Below are 15022 nucleotides of genomic sequence, written 5' to 3'. Positions count from 1 at the left end.
AGAGGACTCATCATGCGGTTAAAACATTGGGCGGTATTTCTCTTTGCCATGCTGTTTGTGCTGTCGGCACAGGCTCGGGAATTTTATGTGGATATTACCAATAACACCGGCTACACCATCATGTACCTGTATGTGAGCCCGGATAATTCCGAGTCCTGGGAAAAGGATGTGCTGGGCAATGATGTGATGCCCAATGGTTCTACCAAGCGGGTGACGCTCAAGGGTTACAAGAGCCCGATCTTTGATATCAAGCTGGTCGACTCCGACGGTGACAGCTACACCTTCTGGGATGTTGATGTGTCGCGCCGGGATCTGACCGTAACGCTCGACGATCTTGACTGAGGATTGGGCTGTCAGGCTCTGCTGGCAGAGCCTGACAGCCTGGTTACCGCTGGTTTAGTTGCCGCTGCGGCGCAAGGCCTGGGCGGAGAACTCGTGCGGGCTGAGCTGGGCATTGAAGTCGTACATGGGCTCGTTGTTGTTGAGCCCGTCGACGAAGTAATTCCCGGTCTTGAGGTGATATAGGGTTTCCACCGTGCTGCCGACCATGGGCACGTCGTAATAGTTGATCGGGTGGCTTTCCTGCAGGCCGACCAGCTCTCCACTCCTGTCACGCAAATCGACCGCGAGAATCTGCCAGCTATCTTCGTCGACATAGAAACGCCGCTGCTGGTAAACATGGCTCATGCCTGGGCGCAGGGTGGCATCAATAACCCAGACCCGGTGCAGCTCATAACGCAGCAGTTCAGGGTTGAGGGTTCTCTCCTGAACGATGCGGTCGTAGGGAATACCCTTTTGATGGACTGCATAACTGTTATAAGGCACCAGCATTTCACGCTTGCCGAGCAGGCTCCACTCATAGCGATCCGGGGCGCCGTTGTAGGTGTCGACCACGTCGGCGGTCGCCAGGCCGCTGGTGTCGGGCTGGATCGAGTCATAGGCCAGTGATGGCAGGCGCCGTACCCGGCGGTTATCGGGGCTGTAGCGCCAGGCGCGGCGGGTGCTCAGAACCTGATCCAGTGGATCCTGTACGACCAGGGCGGTGCCAGAAAGCCTGGCTGGGGCGGTCACCACGTATTTGTAGTACAGCAGGGTATTGTCCAACTGATCCGGGGTCATGCCCTCACGGCCGTAGACATAATAGATCTGACGGTCGCGGCGGATCAGGTTGCTGCGACCGTTGATGACCACCGCTTGGTTGGTGATGAAGTGGTTCTGGTCACCTTTGTAATGCAGGATGTGGTTCCAGATGACTTCAATGCCGCTTTGCGGAATCGGGAACGGGATGCCGGCGGCGGCGCCAGTGATACCGTTGCCGTTGGCGATCAGCTCAGCGTTGACCGCGTTGCGTTTGGTTGCATCGTAGATGCGTTGCGGGTTGGAGGCGCTGCGCCGGGTAGGATATACCCGCATGTAATAGTCAGGGTGACGTTGCAGCAGGTCGCTCAGACCTTCGGGTAGTTGGTTCGCGTACTGCGCCAGGTTGCTGGCGTTGACCCGGTACAGCTCGGCGTCGCTGGCATAGGGGTCTGGGTGGTGCATACCCGGGCGATAGTGGGCTGGCGGGGTGACACCTCCGGTCCACTCGGGAATGGTCCCGGCAGCGTTGCCGGCGCGTTCGGCACCGAGCGGGGTCAGATCCCGACCGAGCCGTTCGGCCTGGAGAGGGTCGACCTTGGCCTGAGCCTGACCGGCAACAGCGGCGGCCAGCATGATGATTCCGAATTGCTTGATCATAGTCTCACTCCATGTGATGCGACTGCCGCAAGGCTTGTGTCGAATCAACCTTGAACTGCTTGTATAGGCCGGTTGATCTGGCCCCGGCATCTGCAAGGGGCGGGATTCTACCCGCTTGAAACAGTGCCGCACGCGCAGGCTACAAAAAGATACAAACTGCGTTCTAGAGCACTCGGCGAGTCGCTCTGCAGGTACTGTCTCGAAAAGCCGGGAAATGTACCACTGGCCAGCATCGGTGGCGTGATCCAGCGTGCAGGATGCGATCTGGGTCACATTCTTTTGTGACAAAGCTGATGGGGGCTGCGCCTGTGAATACCCCTGGTTTTTTTCTACTATGGGGGTAACGCGAGTACACGGTTGCAGCCATGTCTGATAAAGGGGTTCCGGCAAAAACCGATAGACAGGCGTTGGATCTGTTTATCCACCAGGTACAGTCTCTGCCCAAGGGTACGGGGAGCGGGCAAGGGCGGCTTATTTTTGCGCTGGATGCGACGGCCAGTCGGGAAGCAACCTGGGATCAGGCCAGTCACTTGCAGAGCGAGCTGTTTCTGGCCACCGAGAATCTCGGCGGGCTGGCGATTCAACTGTGTTACTACCGCGGCTACAAGGAATTCAAGGCTACCCGGTTCGTGACTCAGACTCAGCAGTTGCTGGGCTTGATGAACGGAGTGAGCTGCCTGGGCGGTATCACCCAGATTGGCCGGGTACTGCGTCATGCGGTGGAGGAAACCCGCAAACAACCGGTCAAGGCCGTGGTGTTCATTGGCGATTGCTGCGAAGAGCATGTGGATTCTCTGTGCCATGCTGCCGGCGAGCTGGGGATGCTGCGCACACCTGTGTTCATGTTCCATGAGGGGGATGACCGGCATGCTCGCGCAGTGTTTCAGCAGGTCAGCAAGCTGTCGGGTGGCGCTTATGCGCCCTTCGATCGGCGCAGTCCGCAGGTATTGAAGGACTTGTTGGCGGCGGTGGCGGTTTATGCCTCCGGTGGCGTCAAGGCGCTGGAAAACTTTTCGGCGCGCAGCTCTTCGGAGGTCAAGCGCTTGACTCGACAGCTCAAGTAAAACTCGGGCCCTGGGAGCTTTCATGATTGCGCTGGTGCTGCTTGTTTTGTTGATTGTTCTTGGCGGCTGGTTGTGGCTGGCCAGTCAGCCTCCGAACCAGCGTCGGCCGGCGCTGGTCAAGATGCTGTTGGTGGTCGGCGGTGTGGTGCTGCTGTATCTGAGCTTGAGCGGTCGTGTCTATCTGGCGCTGGCGATATTGGCTGGCGTGTTGCCGTTCTTGCGCCGGCTGTTGATGGCTTTGCTGGCGCGTGGGCCAACCCAGGCCAATCCGGGCAACCAGTCGCGGGTGGCAACCGATATTCTCGAAATGAGTCTGGATCATGATACCGGCGAGATGACCGGGCAGGTGCTGCAGGGCCCGCTGGCCGGGCGCTCTCTGGCGCATCTGAGTGAAGGTGAATTCATTGAGTTGCTGCAGTATTGCCGCCAGCATGATTACGATTCGGCACGCTTGCTCGAGTCCTACCTGGACCGCCGTTTTGCCGATAGTTGGCGTGCCGATGACCCGGGAGCGGCAGGTGAGGATTCCGAGAGTGCCAGTACAGGTCACCAGCCGCTGACGGAGGCCGAGGCGCTGGATATTCTCGGCCTGAAACCCGGAGCCAGCCGGGAAGAGATCATCCAGGCGCATCGGCAAATGATGCAGAAGATGCACCCGGACCATGGCGGCAGTGCCTACCTGGCCGCATTGATTAATGAGGCCAGGGCGGTGTTGCTGGATTAAAGGCTCTGACAGTGTTTGGCCAGGGCCTTTTCGCGCTCTTCCTTGGCGCTGAGTCCGCGTGCGGTCAGCACACCGTGAACACCGACCAGCAGCAGTGCCAGCAGCAACCAAAGAGTACGTACTGTCGCTGGCCAGCCATTGTCGATGGTACGCGCGGTATCTATCAGCAGGAGCGGGCTGCCGTCTTCATGCTGCTGGTTACTGACCAGCATGCCTTCAATTTGCAGGGTCTGGAGCCCGTCTTCACTACTGTAATACTGTAAATCTTCCCAGAGCTTGGTGGTGTCTTGCTGGCCGCGATAGTAATAACTGCGGTTATCCGATGAATCGATCTGTTGCAGCAGTACACCACCTTGCTGGGCGGCGACCAGCCGCTTGGCGAAGAGTTCGGTATTGTCGGTCATCAGTTCGCTGACCATGGCGCGGGCTCGACTATAGAGCTGCTCAAGATTGCTGTTGAGAATGATGGCTTCCCACTCGGCGTCGGTCTGGTCCGGAGCGGTCAGGGTTGCGTGGAATTCGTCCCAATCCAGGCCGCGCAGTCCCCAGGGTAATTGCATGTCATGCATCAGAATCGATTGCAACTGGCTGCAGTAATGACGGCTTTGGCGACTGGCGTCGCTGGATGCCGAGAGGGTACAGGTGCTATCGATCAACTCGGCTACTTCACGCAGATTGGTCACCACGACCGGAGTGGCTGAGTGCAGGCTGCCACCGTTGCGGATGCGGAACAGCTGTTCAACCATGCGGTCGCGGCGGGTTTGGGCAAAGCCGCCCTGATACAGGGTTTGCACGGTTTCATTCAGTTCGGGAGCTTCGACCTGCATAGCGGCGCCATCCCAGCGGATCAGGTCGCAATCGATGCGGTGATAGCCCCAGCCAGGCACCGGCGGAACTACCTGGCAGCGCCCCTGAAACTCAAGAGTCAGCAGGCTGCCAGCTCCGGGCTGGGCTGCGAGCAGGGCTGCGCTGCTGTCATATTGCTGGGCATCGCTACCCTTGAGCCAGTGATAGGCAAGCATGGCGTCCAGGCGTGCGCCTGGCGATACCCCCAGTACCCAGAACAGTGCCGCAGCGCCCACCAGCGCCAGGGTCAGGTGGCGGCCCCAGTAGGCCAGGGGGAAGCGTTTGACTTCGTCGGCGATAGATAGGCGCAGGCCCAGGTTCAGGGCTTTATAGTCCGATACGCGAAGATCCGCCTGTACCTGTTGGCCGAGCATGCGGTCAGCACTGGCCTCCCAGTGCTTGGGCAGCTCAATGGCCATGTTGGCGCCCAGGAGGTATTGCTGATGGGGCAGGTCCGGGCGCTCGACATTGGGTAGCAGCGTTTTGCTCAAGGGAGCAGAAACCCGATTGATTTTTTCCGGGGTGCCTGGCTTTTGCCGACGCCAGAACAGCCAGCAACCGAGACCGATCAGCGCCAGGCTGGCCGCCAGCAGACTAGGGCCGGAGCTGCTGTCCTGGCTGAAACTCAACAGAATGAACGCTGGGATCCAGCACAGGGCCGACAGCAGACCATAGCCCCGGCCCTTGCGATACAGGCTTTCTTCCGGGCTTTCCTCGCGCTGGGAAATGATGTGAATACCAGAGTCAGGGGTGTCGGCAGTGATGCTGATGGAGGCTTCATCAACGGCCAGGCTGCCGGCCTGAGTGTCGGTTGCGTTTTCGCCCTGAGGGAACTGCAGGTTGTAGCTGGGTGCTGGTGACAGGGCGCCGCTCTTGCCGGCGGCCCAGTTATCGTTTTGCTGCTGAACCTGTTGCTGACGCGCTAGTCCACCGAGCAGATCGAAACCGTTGTTCAGGCGCACTACTGCGGCATGGTTGCCGGCCAGCACCACTTCGGCCTGGTTGTGTTGGCCCAGAAATAACGCGGCGTCGAAGGGCAGAATGACTTCGACACCGGCAATGGTGTCGTGCCAGGTGCTACTGTTGCCCTCCAGCCCATGACGCATGTAGCCACCTTCGAGAAGGTAGACATCCTTGCTGTCGAGATTGAGCTTGGTGCCAGGTTTGGCTGGATCCTCAAGAAACGGCAGCAGCGCGTCGATTTCTTCATTGCTGATCTGGCGCAGGGGTTGCAGATCATCGCGCAGGCCTTTCAAGGTCTGGGCGGTTTCCCGGCGCCGGCCGCTGTAGGTGAAATAGCTGGCCAGCGAGGTGACGGCGATGATGATGAACAGTGCGATTTTGAGAAAGGCCAGCGTCTCCACGCTTAGATACCTCGTCCTGAGTTTTGGGGGCGCCAATATAACCAATCAGTCGGGCTGATGCCAGAAACGGGGTGAAATGCAGGGTTCAAGGCGGTGCAACGGCCGAGGGCCGTTGCACCGGTGAAAGATCAGTTCAGGACGTTGTCGAGAATGGCGTAGACAATCCCGGTAGTGATAGCGACCAGAATCAGGTCGCGGCCGACCTGACGCCACTCGTAGCCGGGGTAGTGCGGCAGGTGACGAACCTGATAATGACTCACACGCTTGCCGTAACCCTTGGGCATCGGCCGACCCTGCACGATGATGATGTTGTTATGGTAGACCGGTCCGCGGCTGATGTAGTGACGCTTTGGATACACTTGCTGGCGGATCACATGGACTGGCGGCGGTGCATGATAGACATGGCGCTGTGCCCGGTAGTGATGATCAGAGCGCCGATGTTGCTGGACCGCCTGGTGCCGACGTTGCTGGTTGTGGCGTTCATGGCGGTGCTGCCGCTGGTTGCGCTCCTGGCGGTGATGGCGGTTTTGGGAGGCGTTATGCGAGGCCTGTTGTATCTGGAATTGCGCTCCGCCGTTTTGCGGCGTTGCTGGCTTGAAAGGCGATGCCTGGGCCGCAGTACCGAATAGCATGGCCGTGATGCACGCAGTGGCTACAAAACGGAAAGTTTTCATTGTTCTGATCTCGCTCAGGTTCAAATGTCCTTGGTAATCCAGAGCGCGGTAGCATCCCTCAAGTGCGCCTGGGTTACTCCTTAAGACCGGAAAACGAGCGAAATGCTTAGGTTGTAAAGGGATCTTTACCTATCTTTACATTGGCTGCATATACGGTGCTGGCGGGAGCCAGCCCTATGACTCCCGCCTGCGCCGCTGGTTCCTCAGCGTTCGACGACCTCTGATTCGACTACCAGATCCAGTACGTAGGCCACAGACGAACTGTCCGCTGGTGGGTTGGCCACATCGAAGCGCTTGAGCCGCAGCACGTTGCGGATGCCGGGGCGGTGTTCGTAGCCCTGGATCTCCTGGTACAGGTTCTGCCACTCGCCGGTTGACTGCTTGATGCCGGTTTCGTCGTAGACCACTTCGCGCACATGCAGGCACTGGTGGTTGGGCATCAGCGGGTGCGGGCATTCAACGCGCTGGGCCTGCACTTCCATGAACATGATTTCACCGCTGCTGCCGTAAAGGGTTTCCGGCGTGGCTTCACCCTGCAGGTTCAGACGCTGGCCGTGAGTATTGGTCAGGGTCAGACGCGGCGGCACGGTGCTGCTGAGTTGCACTTGCTGGGCGGTTTCCAACTGTTGCTTGATGGCTGTCTCGCGCAGCATCACAGCTTCAGGGTCACAGTACATCATGGTCTGGACCAGTTGGCCGGGCGTCAGGGTCGGGCCTTCCAGGCGATAATCACCGCCGATCAGGTTGCAACTGCCGGCGATGCCGAGCTGGTTGTTGTTGAGGGTCAGTTGCAGCGGGCGTTCGAAATCGCCTTCGAATGCCTCAACCGGGTTGCCATTGCGATCAGTGGCGCCCTGTACCACCCAGTAATAGGCTGCCAGTTGTTCAGCGCTGATCTGGGTAGGAGAGCTTGAGTCGGAGCTGGGGCTGCTGCAGCCGGTCAGTAGCAGGGCAAATGCCGGTGCGGTGAATAGGGAAATGCGTGCGATGGTGAGCATGTATTCATTCCTTTGTGTGATGAAGCATTCCGGTGCGGTAAACCAGAACGAGGGCTGCCAGGAGCCGGGTAGGCGGTCGGCATTGGCCCAGACTCATGATAGCAGCAAGCACCAGAAAACGGCGCGGGTTGCTGGCATGCCCTGTTTTGGATCGGCAAAAGGCGGCATTGGTTCGCGCTGATGGCTGAATGATTGCATTTGCGGGGGCCAGGCCGGGGTTGCCGGATGGTACGAATCTTGCCCAGCATTTTTATTAAGGAACCACTGAAAAACGTAGACGAGGCAGGCAAGACAAGGCAAAAACAGCCGAAAAAGCGCAGTTTACGCGGTGTAAATGAGCATTTTGAGGCTGTTTTTAACGCAGTATTGCCAACGCAGGTAGTTTTTCAGTGGTTCCATGACAATCTGAATTACCGGGCCATGGCCCGGCAGGCAAAGGCGCCTGGACTTTCCATCTTGAATGGCGAGCCCGGGCGCCTTTTTTGTAGGGCTGGGAGTAGGGCGATGATGAGGTTGGCATATCCCCTGGCATTGTTGCTGGGTGAACTGGGTTTGACGGGTGTACGTCGTCTGCTGGCAGGCATGGTGGCGCTCGGGCTGATAGTGCAGTGGTGGGCACCAGCGTTGCCGGTGTGGCCGTGGCTGCTGCTGACGGGCTATCTGGCCTGGGCGACACTGTGGCTGGTATTCGCCGAATTGACCCGGCTGCAGCAGCGTTGTCAGCAACTGTGCAGCGACCCGGCAGGGGAGCCTCCGGTGGGCAGCCAGTGGCAGGCGCTGCGTCCGGTGGCTGAGTCTTTTCAGCAATTGCTGCTGCTTGAGCGTCGGCGTCAGCAGGCGTTGCAGCAACGGCTGGATGAAATATCGCATTCATCGCAGGAGTTGGAGCACAGCGCGGTGCTGGTGACGCGCAATGCCGAGAGCCAGAGTGAGGCGGCCAATACAGCGGCAGCGGCGGTCGAGCAGTTGAACGTCAGTATCCTTGACGTAGCGGCGCTGGCCGACCGCTCACGTCAGACCAGTGTGCTGGCCAGCGGTCAGTTGGACGAGAGCAGCCGACAGTTGGCGCAACTGCTGGAGCAGGTGTCGCAGATGAACCGACAGGCCTGCGCTACAAACGAACTGATGAGCCAGTTGGGTCAGTCGTCGGAGACCATCAACGCGATGTCCAGCGCGATTCGCACGATTGCCGAGCAGACCAATCTGCTGGCCCTGAATGCGGCGATCGAAGCTGCTCGGGCTGGTGAAAACGGGCGTGGTTTTGCCGTGGTGGCAGATGAGGTGCGGCGCCTGGCAGCCCACAGCCAGGACTCGGCGACTGAGATTGGGCGAAATATCGAGGCGGTGCGCCAGCATATTCTGCAGGCAGGCAATCACATGTCGGCCTTGACCGAATTGGCTGAACACAGTGCCCAGGGCTCCCGAGCCGTGGCTGGTGTGCTTCAGCAGGTGCGCGAGAAAACCCATGAGCTGACCGAGCAGGTCATGCAGGTTGCCGTCAGCACCGGCCAGCAGGGCCAGGCGGTAGCGGAAATCGCCACCTTGGCCGACCGGGTACGTCAGGGCAATGCCGACAACCTCCAGGCTGCCGGTCAGGCCCGCACGATTGCTCACCATTTGGCTCATTTGACGGGGTGATGCAATGTCGATCAGCTTCAGCATGGTAATCGTTTTGGTTGTGATAGCGCTGCTGTCGGGAGTGATGCTGGCTCTGCACTGGCGTCGCCAGCGTCAGATCCGTACCGCGATTGCTCGCAACTTGCAGCAGTTACGCCTGTTGCGTGAGCTGCTGGCAGGGTTTCAGCGGCATCGGGGGTTGAGTCAGGGGTTGCTGGCTGGCGATCAGAGCCTGCGGGCCGATCAGGAAGCTGTGCGCGGGCAGTTGGATCGGGTTATTGCCGGAGCTGCGGAAATTGATGCACGGCATGCCGAAGCCTGGAGTGGGGTCATTGATCACTGGTCGCGGTTGCGTCAGGGGCGGGTGGCTGACCCGGTCAACAACTTGCAGCAGCACCATCTGATCATTCGCAATACCATTTTCCTGATAGAAGACATTGCCGCCGAGCGTGATCTGGGGCAGGGGTTGACGGAGTTTGGCTATCTGCCGTGTATCTGGCGGGAGGTGGTTCAGGCGGCCGAATGGGCCGGGCAGGCCCGGGCTTTGGGGGTCGGAATCGCTGCCGCTCAGGCAAGCAGCCCTGAGCAACGTGTGCGCCTGCGATTTTTGCATCAGAAGATCCAGCAGTTGTCTGATACTGCATTCACCGCCCTGGGCCGTCAGCCGTTACCCTCAGAACTTCTCGACCTGTCGTCCTGTCAGCGTACGGTGCAGGAGCTGTTGTCTTGCATGGAGCAGAATCTGTTGAATGCCGAACGGCCAGGCATTGAGGCCAAGCGCTATTTTCAGCAGGCAACCCAGGCTATCGATGCCCTGTTGGCTCTGGTGGACGGGGCGCTGGCGCATGTTCAGCAAAACCAGGCAAAACCGATAAAGCCCATGTAGTACCCGGCTGTTACCCCGGATGGAAAAAACCGGCGCATGCTGTCAGCTCCACACCCTGGTACGGAGATGACCACCATGACCGACAAGAAACTTCTGCTGCTGGCCGGCGACTTTGCCGAAGACTATGAAACCATGGTGCCCTTTCAGGCCCTGAGCATGCTGGGCTATACCGTGCATGCCGTTTGTCCGGATAAGCAGGCTGGGCAAACGGTACGCACCGCGATTCACGATTTCGAAGGCGATCAGACCTATACTGAAAAGCCGGGCCATAATTTCGCCCTCAATTACGATTTTGATCAGGTCAGGGTCGATGACTATGTCGGCCTGGTAGTTCCCGGTGGTCGAGCGCCTGAGTACCTGCGTCTGAACCCACGGGTGATCGAGATCGTTCAAGCCTTTGACCAGGCCGGCAAGCCGATTGCCGCCGTTTGTCATGGCGCGCAACTACTGGCGGCAGCTGGCGTTCTGGAGGGGCGCGAGTGCAGCGCCTATCCGGCTTGTGGCCCGGATGTGCGCATGGCTGGCGGTACTTATATGGATATCCCGGTTGATCAGGCTCATGTTCAGGGCAATCTGGCTACCGCCCCGGCCTGGCCTGCACATCCGGCCTGGCTAGCGGCCTTCGTCAAGCTGCTGGGCGCTGAGATTCGTCTGTAATCTGTCACGCGGGGCCGCCATTGGACCGGTGGCGGCCCATCATTAAGGAGGTGGTCATGTGTGAGCTCTACGTCAAAGCTGACCCGATTCTCTATGAGTCGCGCTCCCGTTCACTGCGAATTCGCGGTGTTGTAACCACACTGCGGCTGGAAAACCAGTTCTGGGACATTCTGCAGGAAATTGCCGAGGTCGATGGCATGACCACCAACCAGTTGATCAGCAAGCTTTACGATGAGGTTATGGAGTTGCGTGGTGAGGTGGTGAATTTTGCTTCCTTTCTGCGGGTCAGTTGTACCCGCTACCTGACCCAGCGCGAGGCGCGCCCGGTTCCGCTGGCGGTGGTTCGTCGTGTGGCGGGCTGACCTGATCATTCATACCCCTAGGTAGTATGGGTTTGTTTTCGCGACTGGAGTTGTCTGGGACGCGGTTTTGTATGTCCTGTCTGGCTGATGGCTAGTATGGCGCAAGGTTTGTGGCATTGTACCGTTTGTCGGCTTCACTGTTCGAAAAATGAACGCTAAGCGGGTCTGGCCACTCTTACAAGTGGCCAGACAAATCTTGTATTGAAGTCTGGAGTAAATTGAAAAAAGCAGTGCTCTTGTCGCGCATCGTTCTGCGTTAAGAGAAGTTTTTACTGTTACCAGAGGAAGCGGAATGAGGAGGTATTCATTCGCCGATCAGTAGTGCTATTGAGTTTGCTGAAAAGCAACGGATAAACGCACTGGAGTAGTTTCTTCAATGCACAGGTAAAACTTATGGATACTTCGCGTGGGGCGAGGGTCCAGATCTTGGAAAGAACAAGAGAGGCTTCGATGGAACTTTCTTTCATCTCGTCATTGGTTGAAAACCAGACCATCATGGAGTTTGTGCGGCTAGGGATTTTGTATGCGCATCTGATCGCTTGCTGTGTCGCCATCGGCAGCATTCTAAGTAGTGATTTTGCCATGCTCAAGGCCTTGATAAAGCAAGAAAAAAGCCCTGTTGCTGAGAGTTCTCACATGCAGCATCTGCAAACGACAGTATTCTGGGCGCTGGTGCTGCTGTGGGTAACCGGCCTGGCTATTATTGGTGTCGATATGCTGGGCAAAGGCGCTGAGTACCTGCTCAACCCTAAACTTCAGGCCAAGATTGCCGTTGTAATGTTGTTGACGCTTAATGGTATTTTTTTGCACCACAAGGTATTGCCGGCCATTCAGAAGGCAGGGTGTTTGTTGTCGATGTCTTTCGATAAGCGTACTTTTGCTTTACTGGCAGGAGTGGTTTCTGGAGTGTCTTGGTTTTATGCTGCGTTTTTGGGTATTGGTCGGGCGTTGTCCTGGAAGTATTCGCTGGTTGAAATACTGATTATGTATCCGTTGTTGATCGCCGGTGGATTTATGATGATGGTGCTGATAACTCAATGGGCAAAAGAGCGGGAACAGGGGGGTGAAGTGCTATTGCAGATGCAGCCTGCAAGGTAATGATTCACTAACCAGACTGTAGTAAGGGAACGCCCACTTCAATCCGGATTATCGGTTGGAGTGGGCGTTTTTTGTTGTCTCTATTTTACTGTACTGGGTATGTGGTCTCTTGCGTTAGGCCAGGCCGCCTTCAGGGGTGGGCGTTGAACCAGGCGAGGATTTTGCTGGGCGAGACGGAGAACCACTCATGCCCGCCCAGGGTTTCGGTATGCCGTGCGGTGGGGATGCCCTGATGCAGCAGACGATCGTAGTACAGGTTCATGCTCCACCATGGAACGGTCAGATCGACAAAGCCATGCAGGAAATAGGTGGGCGGGTGATCAGCCGGCAAGGTATCAGGTACTGAGCAGAGCGGGCCGCTGCAGGTGGCATAGGACCCTGCCTGGATCGCCAGGGCACGGAACTGGCCAGGAAACGATACGGCCATGCGGCTAGTGTTGTAGCCTCCGCTGGAGATGCCGGTGGCGTATTTGCGCTGACCATTGAGCGGGCCGAAGTGGCCGTCATCGATAGCGCTAAAGACATTGGTCAGGAAGCTGAAGTCGGTACTCAACTCATAAAAGCTGGCCAGCCCGGGGATATTGGTATGCCAGAACAGGTCGGCAGGGGCGCTGGGGGCGATTACGGCATAGCCATTGTCCAGCAGGGTCTGTACCAGCTTGCCTTCATAAAAGCCGCCGTATGGGGCGTTGCTGTAGTAGGTGAAGTTGTTGAGTGGGAAGAAAGAGCCCTGATAAATCAGTACTACTGGCCAGCCATCTGCCGGTGGTGTACCGACGGGCAACTGATAGATGATCTTGCGTTGAGTCAAATCGCTGGACGCTATCCAGGTTGACTGGTAGCTGCAACTGATCTTGCCGGGCAGTAACAGGGTCCTCTTGCGTTCGTTACAGCGCGAATCGGCCCAGGCTTGTGATGCGCTTAGCATCAGGCAGAGCAGGGCAAGCCACTTCAGTGGCAATCGGGTGAGTGTAGCCATGGCGAACCTCCATTTTTGTCATTGTGAACGGGCCAAAAGCTGCAGCCCGGGAGTGTGCTTATCGCTCTATAAATAGGAATCAGAATTCCGATTCTGTCAAGGCGTCAGTTCATCCAAGCCCTGGTAATAAGTCTGTAACGGCTCTGAATCAGCATTCTTGGCTCATGAAGAAAATTTTCCGCAAAGACTTGTGAAGTGCCCAACTCATGCCTAATATATCGGAACCGATGTTCCGGTTCCGATAATAACAATACTTTGGAGGTCCTCGTGGCAACACAGGGAAAAGCGTGGGTGGCAGGTTGCCTGGCGCTGCTGACAAGCAGCCAGGTTCTGGCGTTTCAGACCCGCTCGGGAGACTGGTCGCTATCGCTCGATACGACCCTTTCCTATGGGGTCAATTACCGTATGCAGAAACAGGACAGCCGGCTTATTGCCCGCGCCAACGGCGGTCGGGGGGATAACAGCGCGCTGATCAATTCCGATGACGGCAATCTCAACTTCAAGCGTGGTGAGCTGTTTTCGGAAGTGGCCAAGGCTGTGTCCGATCTTGATCTGAGTTACCAGGAACGTTTTGGCGTGTTTGTACGCGGCCGGGCGTTCTATGACTTCGAGCTTGAGGACGATTCGCGGCGGCACCGGGACATCCCTAGTCGGGGACTGAATGATGCCGGCTCCAGTGTCGATCTGCTCGATGCCTTCGTGTATGGCAGCTGGACGCTGGCCGACCGGGCGCTGAATGCGCGGGTGGGGCGCCAGGTGATCAACTGGGGTGAAGGTCTGTTTGCCCAGAACGGTATCGGTGCGACCAATCCGGTCGATCTGAACGCTTTGCGGGCTCCCGGCTCCGAGCTCAAGGAAGCCTACATGCCGACGCTGATGGGCTATCTGTCGTTCGAATTGAGCGAGGGGCTGTCGGTTGAAGGTTACTGGCAGCCCAGCCGTGCCTGGGAGCGCACCCGCATTGACCCATGCGGCACCTATTTCTCCACGCTTGATGTGATCGGTGGTGGTTGCAACTACCTGATGCTACCGCCCCTGCAGGAGCCTTTGACCGGCGGGTTGGCGTTCGACAGTCCGGGTCAGGCCCAGGCCTTCGCCGACAGTCTGCCGGACTTGCCAGCCTTCGCTGCGCTCAAGGGATACCTGCCAACCACCTATATACCGCGTGAGCGGGACCACAAGGCCGATGGCGCCAGCCAGTATGGGGTGGCGCTGCGCTGGTTGGTGCCTGATCTCAATTACAGTGAGTTGGGTTTCTATTACCTGCGCTACAACATGAATGTGCCGATGCTCGGCCTGACCGTCGGTCAGCCGGTGGTCATTCCCGGAGTCGGTGTGCTGCCGGTGGGCACCAGCTCACGCTATTACGCCGAGTATCTTGAAAAGCGCCATCTCTATGGGCTCAGCTTCAATACCAGTTTGGGCGGCGACAGCTGGCTGAATGGCGTGTCGGTGGCCGGGGAGCTGAGTTATCGCCCGAATGCGCCGATCGCCTTGGGACTGGGGGAATACCTGCCAACGGCGCTGCTGGGCAACCTTGCAGGATTGCCGGTCGGTACGCGGCTGGATGGCTATCACGAGAAACCGATGTGGCAGGCGGCGCTGGTCGGCATCCAGAGCTTCAACGGCTTGCTGGGCTCGAATACCGGAACGCTGATGCTGGAGCTGGTCGGTAGCCGGGTTCAGGGGCTTGATTCGCAGATCGATTACTACGGTGCCACGTCCAGCGCCTGGGGCGCCCAGGGCAGCATGTCGCTGACCTATAGCAATGTCATGAACCTGTTCAACCTGATTCCCAGTGCCGGTTATCAGTATGGGATCAATGGCGTGGCACCGCAGTTGACCAATGGCCTGATCAAGCGGGCTCGCAGCTATTCGCTGGGAGTCGATGCGGTTTATCAGGAAGCGCTGACCTTCGGGGTGCGTTACGTCGGCTACGACGGCGGGGGGCTGGCGAACAAGCGAACCGATCGCGATTACCTGAGCCTGAGTGTCAAGTACAGCTTCTAACAGGAT

Annotated in this window: 14 protein-coding genes; 9 read left to right on the top strand and 5 right to left on the bottom strand. The window is 58.0% G+C overall.

Annotated features, from left to right (window positions below):
- The first annotated feature begins 12 nt into the window (after nucleotides 1-12).
- A complete protein-coding gene (locus BVH74_RS15045) occupies nucleotides 13-342 on the top strand; it encodes a hypothetical protein (protein WP_080050878.1) in 330 nt (109 codons plus the stop codon).
- A 54-nt stretch (nucleotides 343-396) separates the two neighbouring features.
- On the opposite strand, the gene BVH74_RS15040 is transcribed toward BVH74_RS15045, so the two are convergent.
- The gene (locus BVH74_RS15040; protein ID WP_080050877.1) at nucleotides 397-1737 is read right to left on the bottom strand and encodes a DUF1329 domain-containing protein; all 1341 of its coding nucleotides are present in this window, start codon (nucleotides 1735-1737) and stop codon (nucleotides 397-399) included.
- 365 nt (nucleotides 1738-2102) lie between these two features.
- On the opposite strand from BVH74_RS15040, the gene BVH74_RS15035 reads away from it, so the two are divergent.
- Entirely contained in the window at nucleotides 2103-2801 is a 699-nt protein-coding gene (locus tag BVH74_RS15035) for a hypothetical protein (protein WP_080050876.1), read from the top strand.
- Nucleotides 2802-2823: 22 nt separating this feature from the next.
- Nucleotides 2824-3525, top strand: a complete 702-nt coding sequence (locus BVH74_RS15030) for a J domain-containing protein (RefSeq protein ID WP_218189143.1) — start codon at nucleotides 2824-2826, stop codon at nucleotides 3523-3525.
- Here BVH74_RS15030 and BVH74_RS15025 read toward each other — a convergent pair.
- From BVH74_RS15025 to BVH74_RS15015, 3 genes are all read right to left on the bottom strand, one after another.
- Nucleotides 3522-5735 (bottom strand): IgaA/UmoB family intracellular growth attenuator, encoded by a 2214-nt coding sequence (locus BVH74_RS15025; protein WP_080050875.1) that lies wholly within the window; start codon nucleotides 5733-5735, stop codon nucleotides 3522-3524. The genes BVH74_RS15030 and BVH74_RS15025 overlap by 4 nt on opposite strands.
- A gap of 128 nt (nucleotides 5736-5863) precedes the next feature.
- Nucleotides 5864-6409, bottom strand: a complete 546-nt coding sequence (locus tag BVH74_RS15020) for an RcnB family protein (RefSeq protein ID WP_231705527.1) — start codon at nucleotides 6407-6409, stop codon at nucleotides 5864-5866.
- Between the two features lie 203 nt (nucleotides 6410-6612).
- A complete protein-coding gene (locus BVH74_RS15015) occupies nucleotides 6613-7407 on the bottom strand; it encodes an META and DUF4377 domain-containing protein (protein ID WP_080050874.1) in 795 nt (264 codons plus the stop codon).
- Nucleotides 7408-7911: 504 nt separating this feature from the next.
- Between BVH74_RS15015 and BVH74_RS15010 the strand changes: the two genes are divergently transcribed.
- From BVH74_RS15010 to BVH74_RS14990, 5 genes are all read left to right on the top strand, one after another.
- Nucleotides 7912-9045: a methyl-accepting chemotaxis protein gene (locus tag BVH74_RS15010; RefSeq protein WP_080050873.1), complete on the top strand. Its 1134-nt coding sequence runs from the start codon at nucleotides 7912-7914 to the stop codon at nucleotides 9043-9045.
- A 4-nt stretch (nucleotides 9046-9049) separates the two neighbouring features.
- Complete coding sequence (locus BVH74_RS15005; protein ID WP_080050872.1) at nucleotides 9050-9910, top strand: nitrate- and nitrite sensing domain-containing protein; 861 nt, start codon at nucleotides 9050-9052, stop codon at nucleotides 9908-9910.
- Between the two features lie 75 nt (nucleotides 9911-9985).
- The gene (locus BVH74_RS15000) at nucleotides 9986-10567 is read left to right on the top strand and encodes a DJ-1/PfpI family protein (RefSeq protein WP_080050871.1); all 582 of its coding nucleotides are present in this window, start codon (nucleotides 9986-9988) and stop codon (nucleotides 10565-10567) included.
- Between the two features lie 56 nt (nucleotides 10568-10623).
- Entirely contained in the window at nucleotides 10624-10929 is a 306-nt protein-coding gene (locus tag BVH74_RS14995; RefSeq protein WP_080050870.1) for a ribbon-helix-helix domain-containing protein, read from the top strand.
- A gap of 450 nt (nucleotides 10930-11379) precedes the next feature.
- On the top strand, nucleotides 11380-12027 hold the full coding sequence (locus BVH74_RS14990; protein WP_080051753.1) for a hypothetical protein: 648 nt from the start codon (nucleotides 11380-11382) through the stop codon (nucleotides 12025-12027).
- A gap of 130 nt (nucleotides 12028-12157) precedes the next feature.
- Here the strand turns inward: BVH74_RS14990 and BVH74_RS14985 are convergent, their stop codons facing one another.
- Complete coding sequence (locus BVH74_RS14985) at nucleotides 12158-13006, bottom strand: extracellular medium-chain-length polyhydroxyalkanoate depolymerase (RefSeq protein ID WP_080050869.1); 849 nt, start codon at nucleotides 13004-13006, stop codon at nucleotides 12158-12160.
- A gap of 291 nt (nucleotides 13007-13297) precedes the next feature.
- Between BVH74_RS14985 and BVH74_RS14980 the strand changes: the two genes are divergently transcribed.
- The gene (locus BVH74_RS14980) at nucleotides 13298-15016 is read left to right on the top strand and encodes a DUF1302 domain-containing protein (RefSeq protein ID WP_177344540.1); all 1719 of its coding nucleotides are present in this window, start codon (nucleotides 13298-13300) and stop codon (nucleotides 15014-15016) included.
- The last annotated feature ends 6 nt before the right edge of the window (nucleotides 15017-15022 follow it).

Origin of the sequence: Halopseudomonas phragmitis, assembly GCF_002056295.1 — a bacterium.
Lineage (GTDB): Bacteria > Pseudomonadota > Gammaproteobacteria > Pseudomonadales > Pseudomonadaceae > Halopseudomonas > Halopseudomonas phragmitis.
The sequence above is the reverse complement of the archived record's forward strand: the minus strand, read 5'-3'. Positions and strand labels throughout refer to the sequence as shown.

Excerpts from the sequence above, each read along its gene's own strand:
- BVH74_RS15005 (WP_080050872.1), top strand. The coding sequence starts at position 9,050 with ATGTCGATCAGCTTCAGCATGGTAATCGTTTTGGTTGTGATAGCGCTG.
- BVH74_RS15010 (WP_080050873.1), top strand. The coding sequence starts at position 7,912 with ATGATGAGGTTGGCATATCCCCTGGCATTGTTGCTGGGTGAACTGGGT.
- BVH74_RS15035 (WP_080050876.1), top strand. The coding sequence starts at position 2,103 with ATGTCTGATAAAGGGGTTCCGGCAAAAACCGATAGACAGGCGTTGGAT.
- BVH74_RS15015 (WP_080050874.1), bottom strand. The coding sequence starts at position 7,407 with ATGCTCACCATCGCACGCATTTCCCTATTCACCGCACCGGCATTTGCC.
- BVH74_RS15040 (WP_080050877.1), bottom strand. The coding sequence starts at position 1,737 with ATGATCAAGCAATTCGGAATCATCATGCTGGCCGCCGCTGTTGCCGGT.
- BVH74_RS15030 (WP_218189143.1), top strand. The coding sequence starts at position 2,824 with ATGATTGCGCTGGTGCTGCTTGTTTTGTTGATTGTTCTTGGCGGCTGG.
- BVH74_RS14990 (WP_080051753.1), top strand. The coding sequence starts at position 11,380 with ATGGAACTTTCTTTCATCTCGTCATTGGTTGAAAACCAGACCATCATG.
- BVH74_RS15000 (WP_080050871.1), top strand. The coding sequence starts at position 9,986 with ATGACCGACAAGAAACTTCTGCTGCTGGCCGGCGACTTTGCCGAAGAC.
- BVH74_RS15045 (WP_080050878.1), top strand. The coding sequence starts at position 13 with ATGCGGTTAAAACATTGGGCGGTATTTCTCTTTGCCATGCTGTTTGTG.
- BVH74_RS14985 (WP_080050869.1), bottom strand. The coding sequence starts at position 13,006 with ATGGCTACACTCACCCGATTGCCACTGAAGTGGCTTGCCCTGCTCTGC.
- BVH74_RS15020 (WP_231705527.1), bottom strand. The coding sequence starts at position 6,409 with ATGAAAACTTTCCGTTTTGTAGCCACTGCGTGCATCACGGCCATGCTA.
- BVH74_RS14995 (WP_080050870.1), top strand. The coding sequence starts at position 10,624 with ATGTGTGAGCTCTACGTCAAAGCTGACCCGATTCTCTATGAGTCGCGC.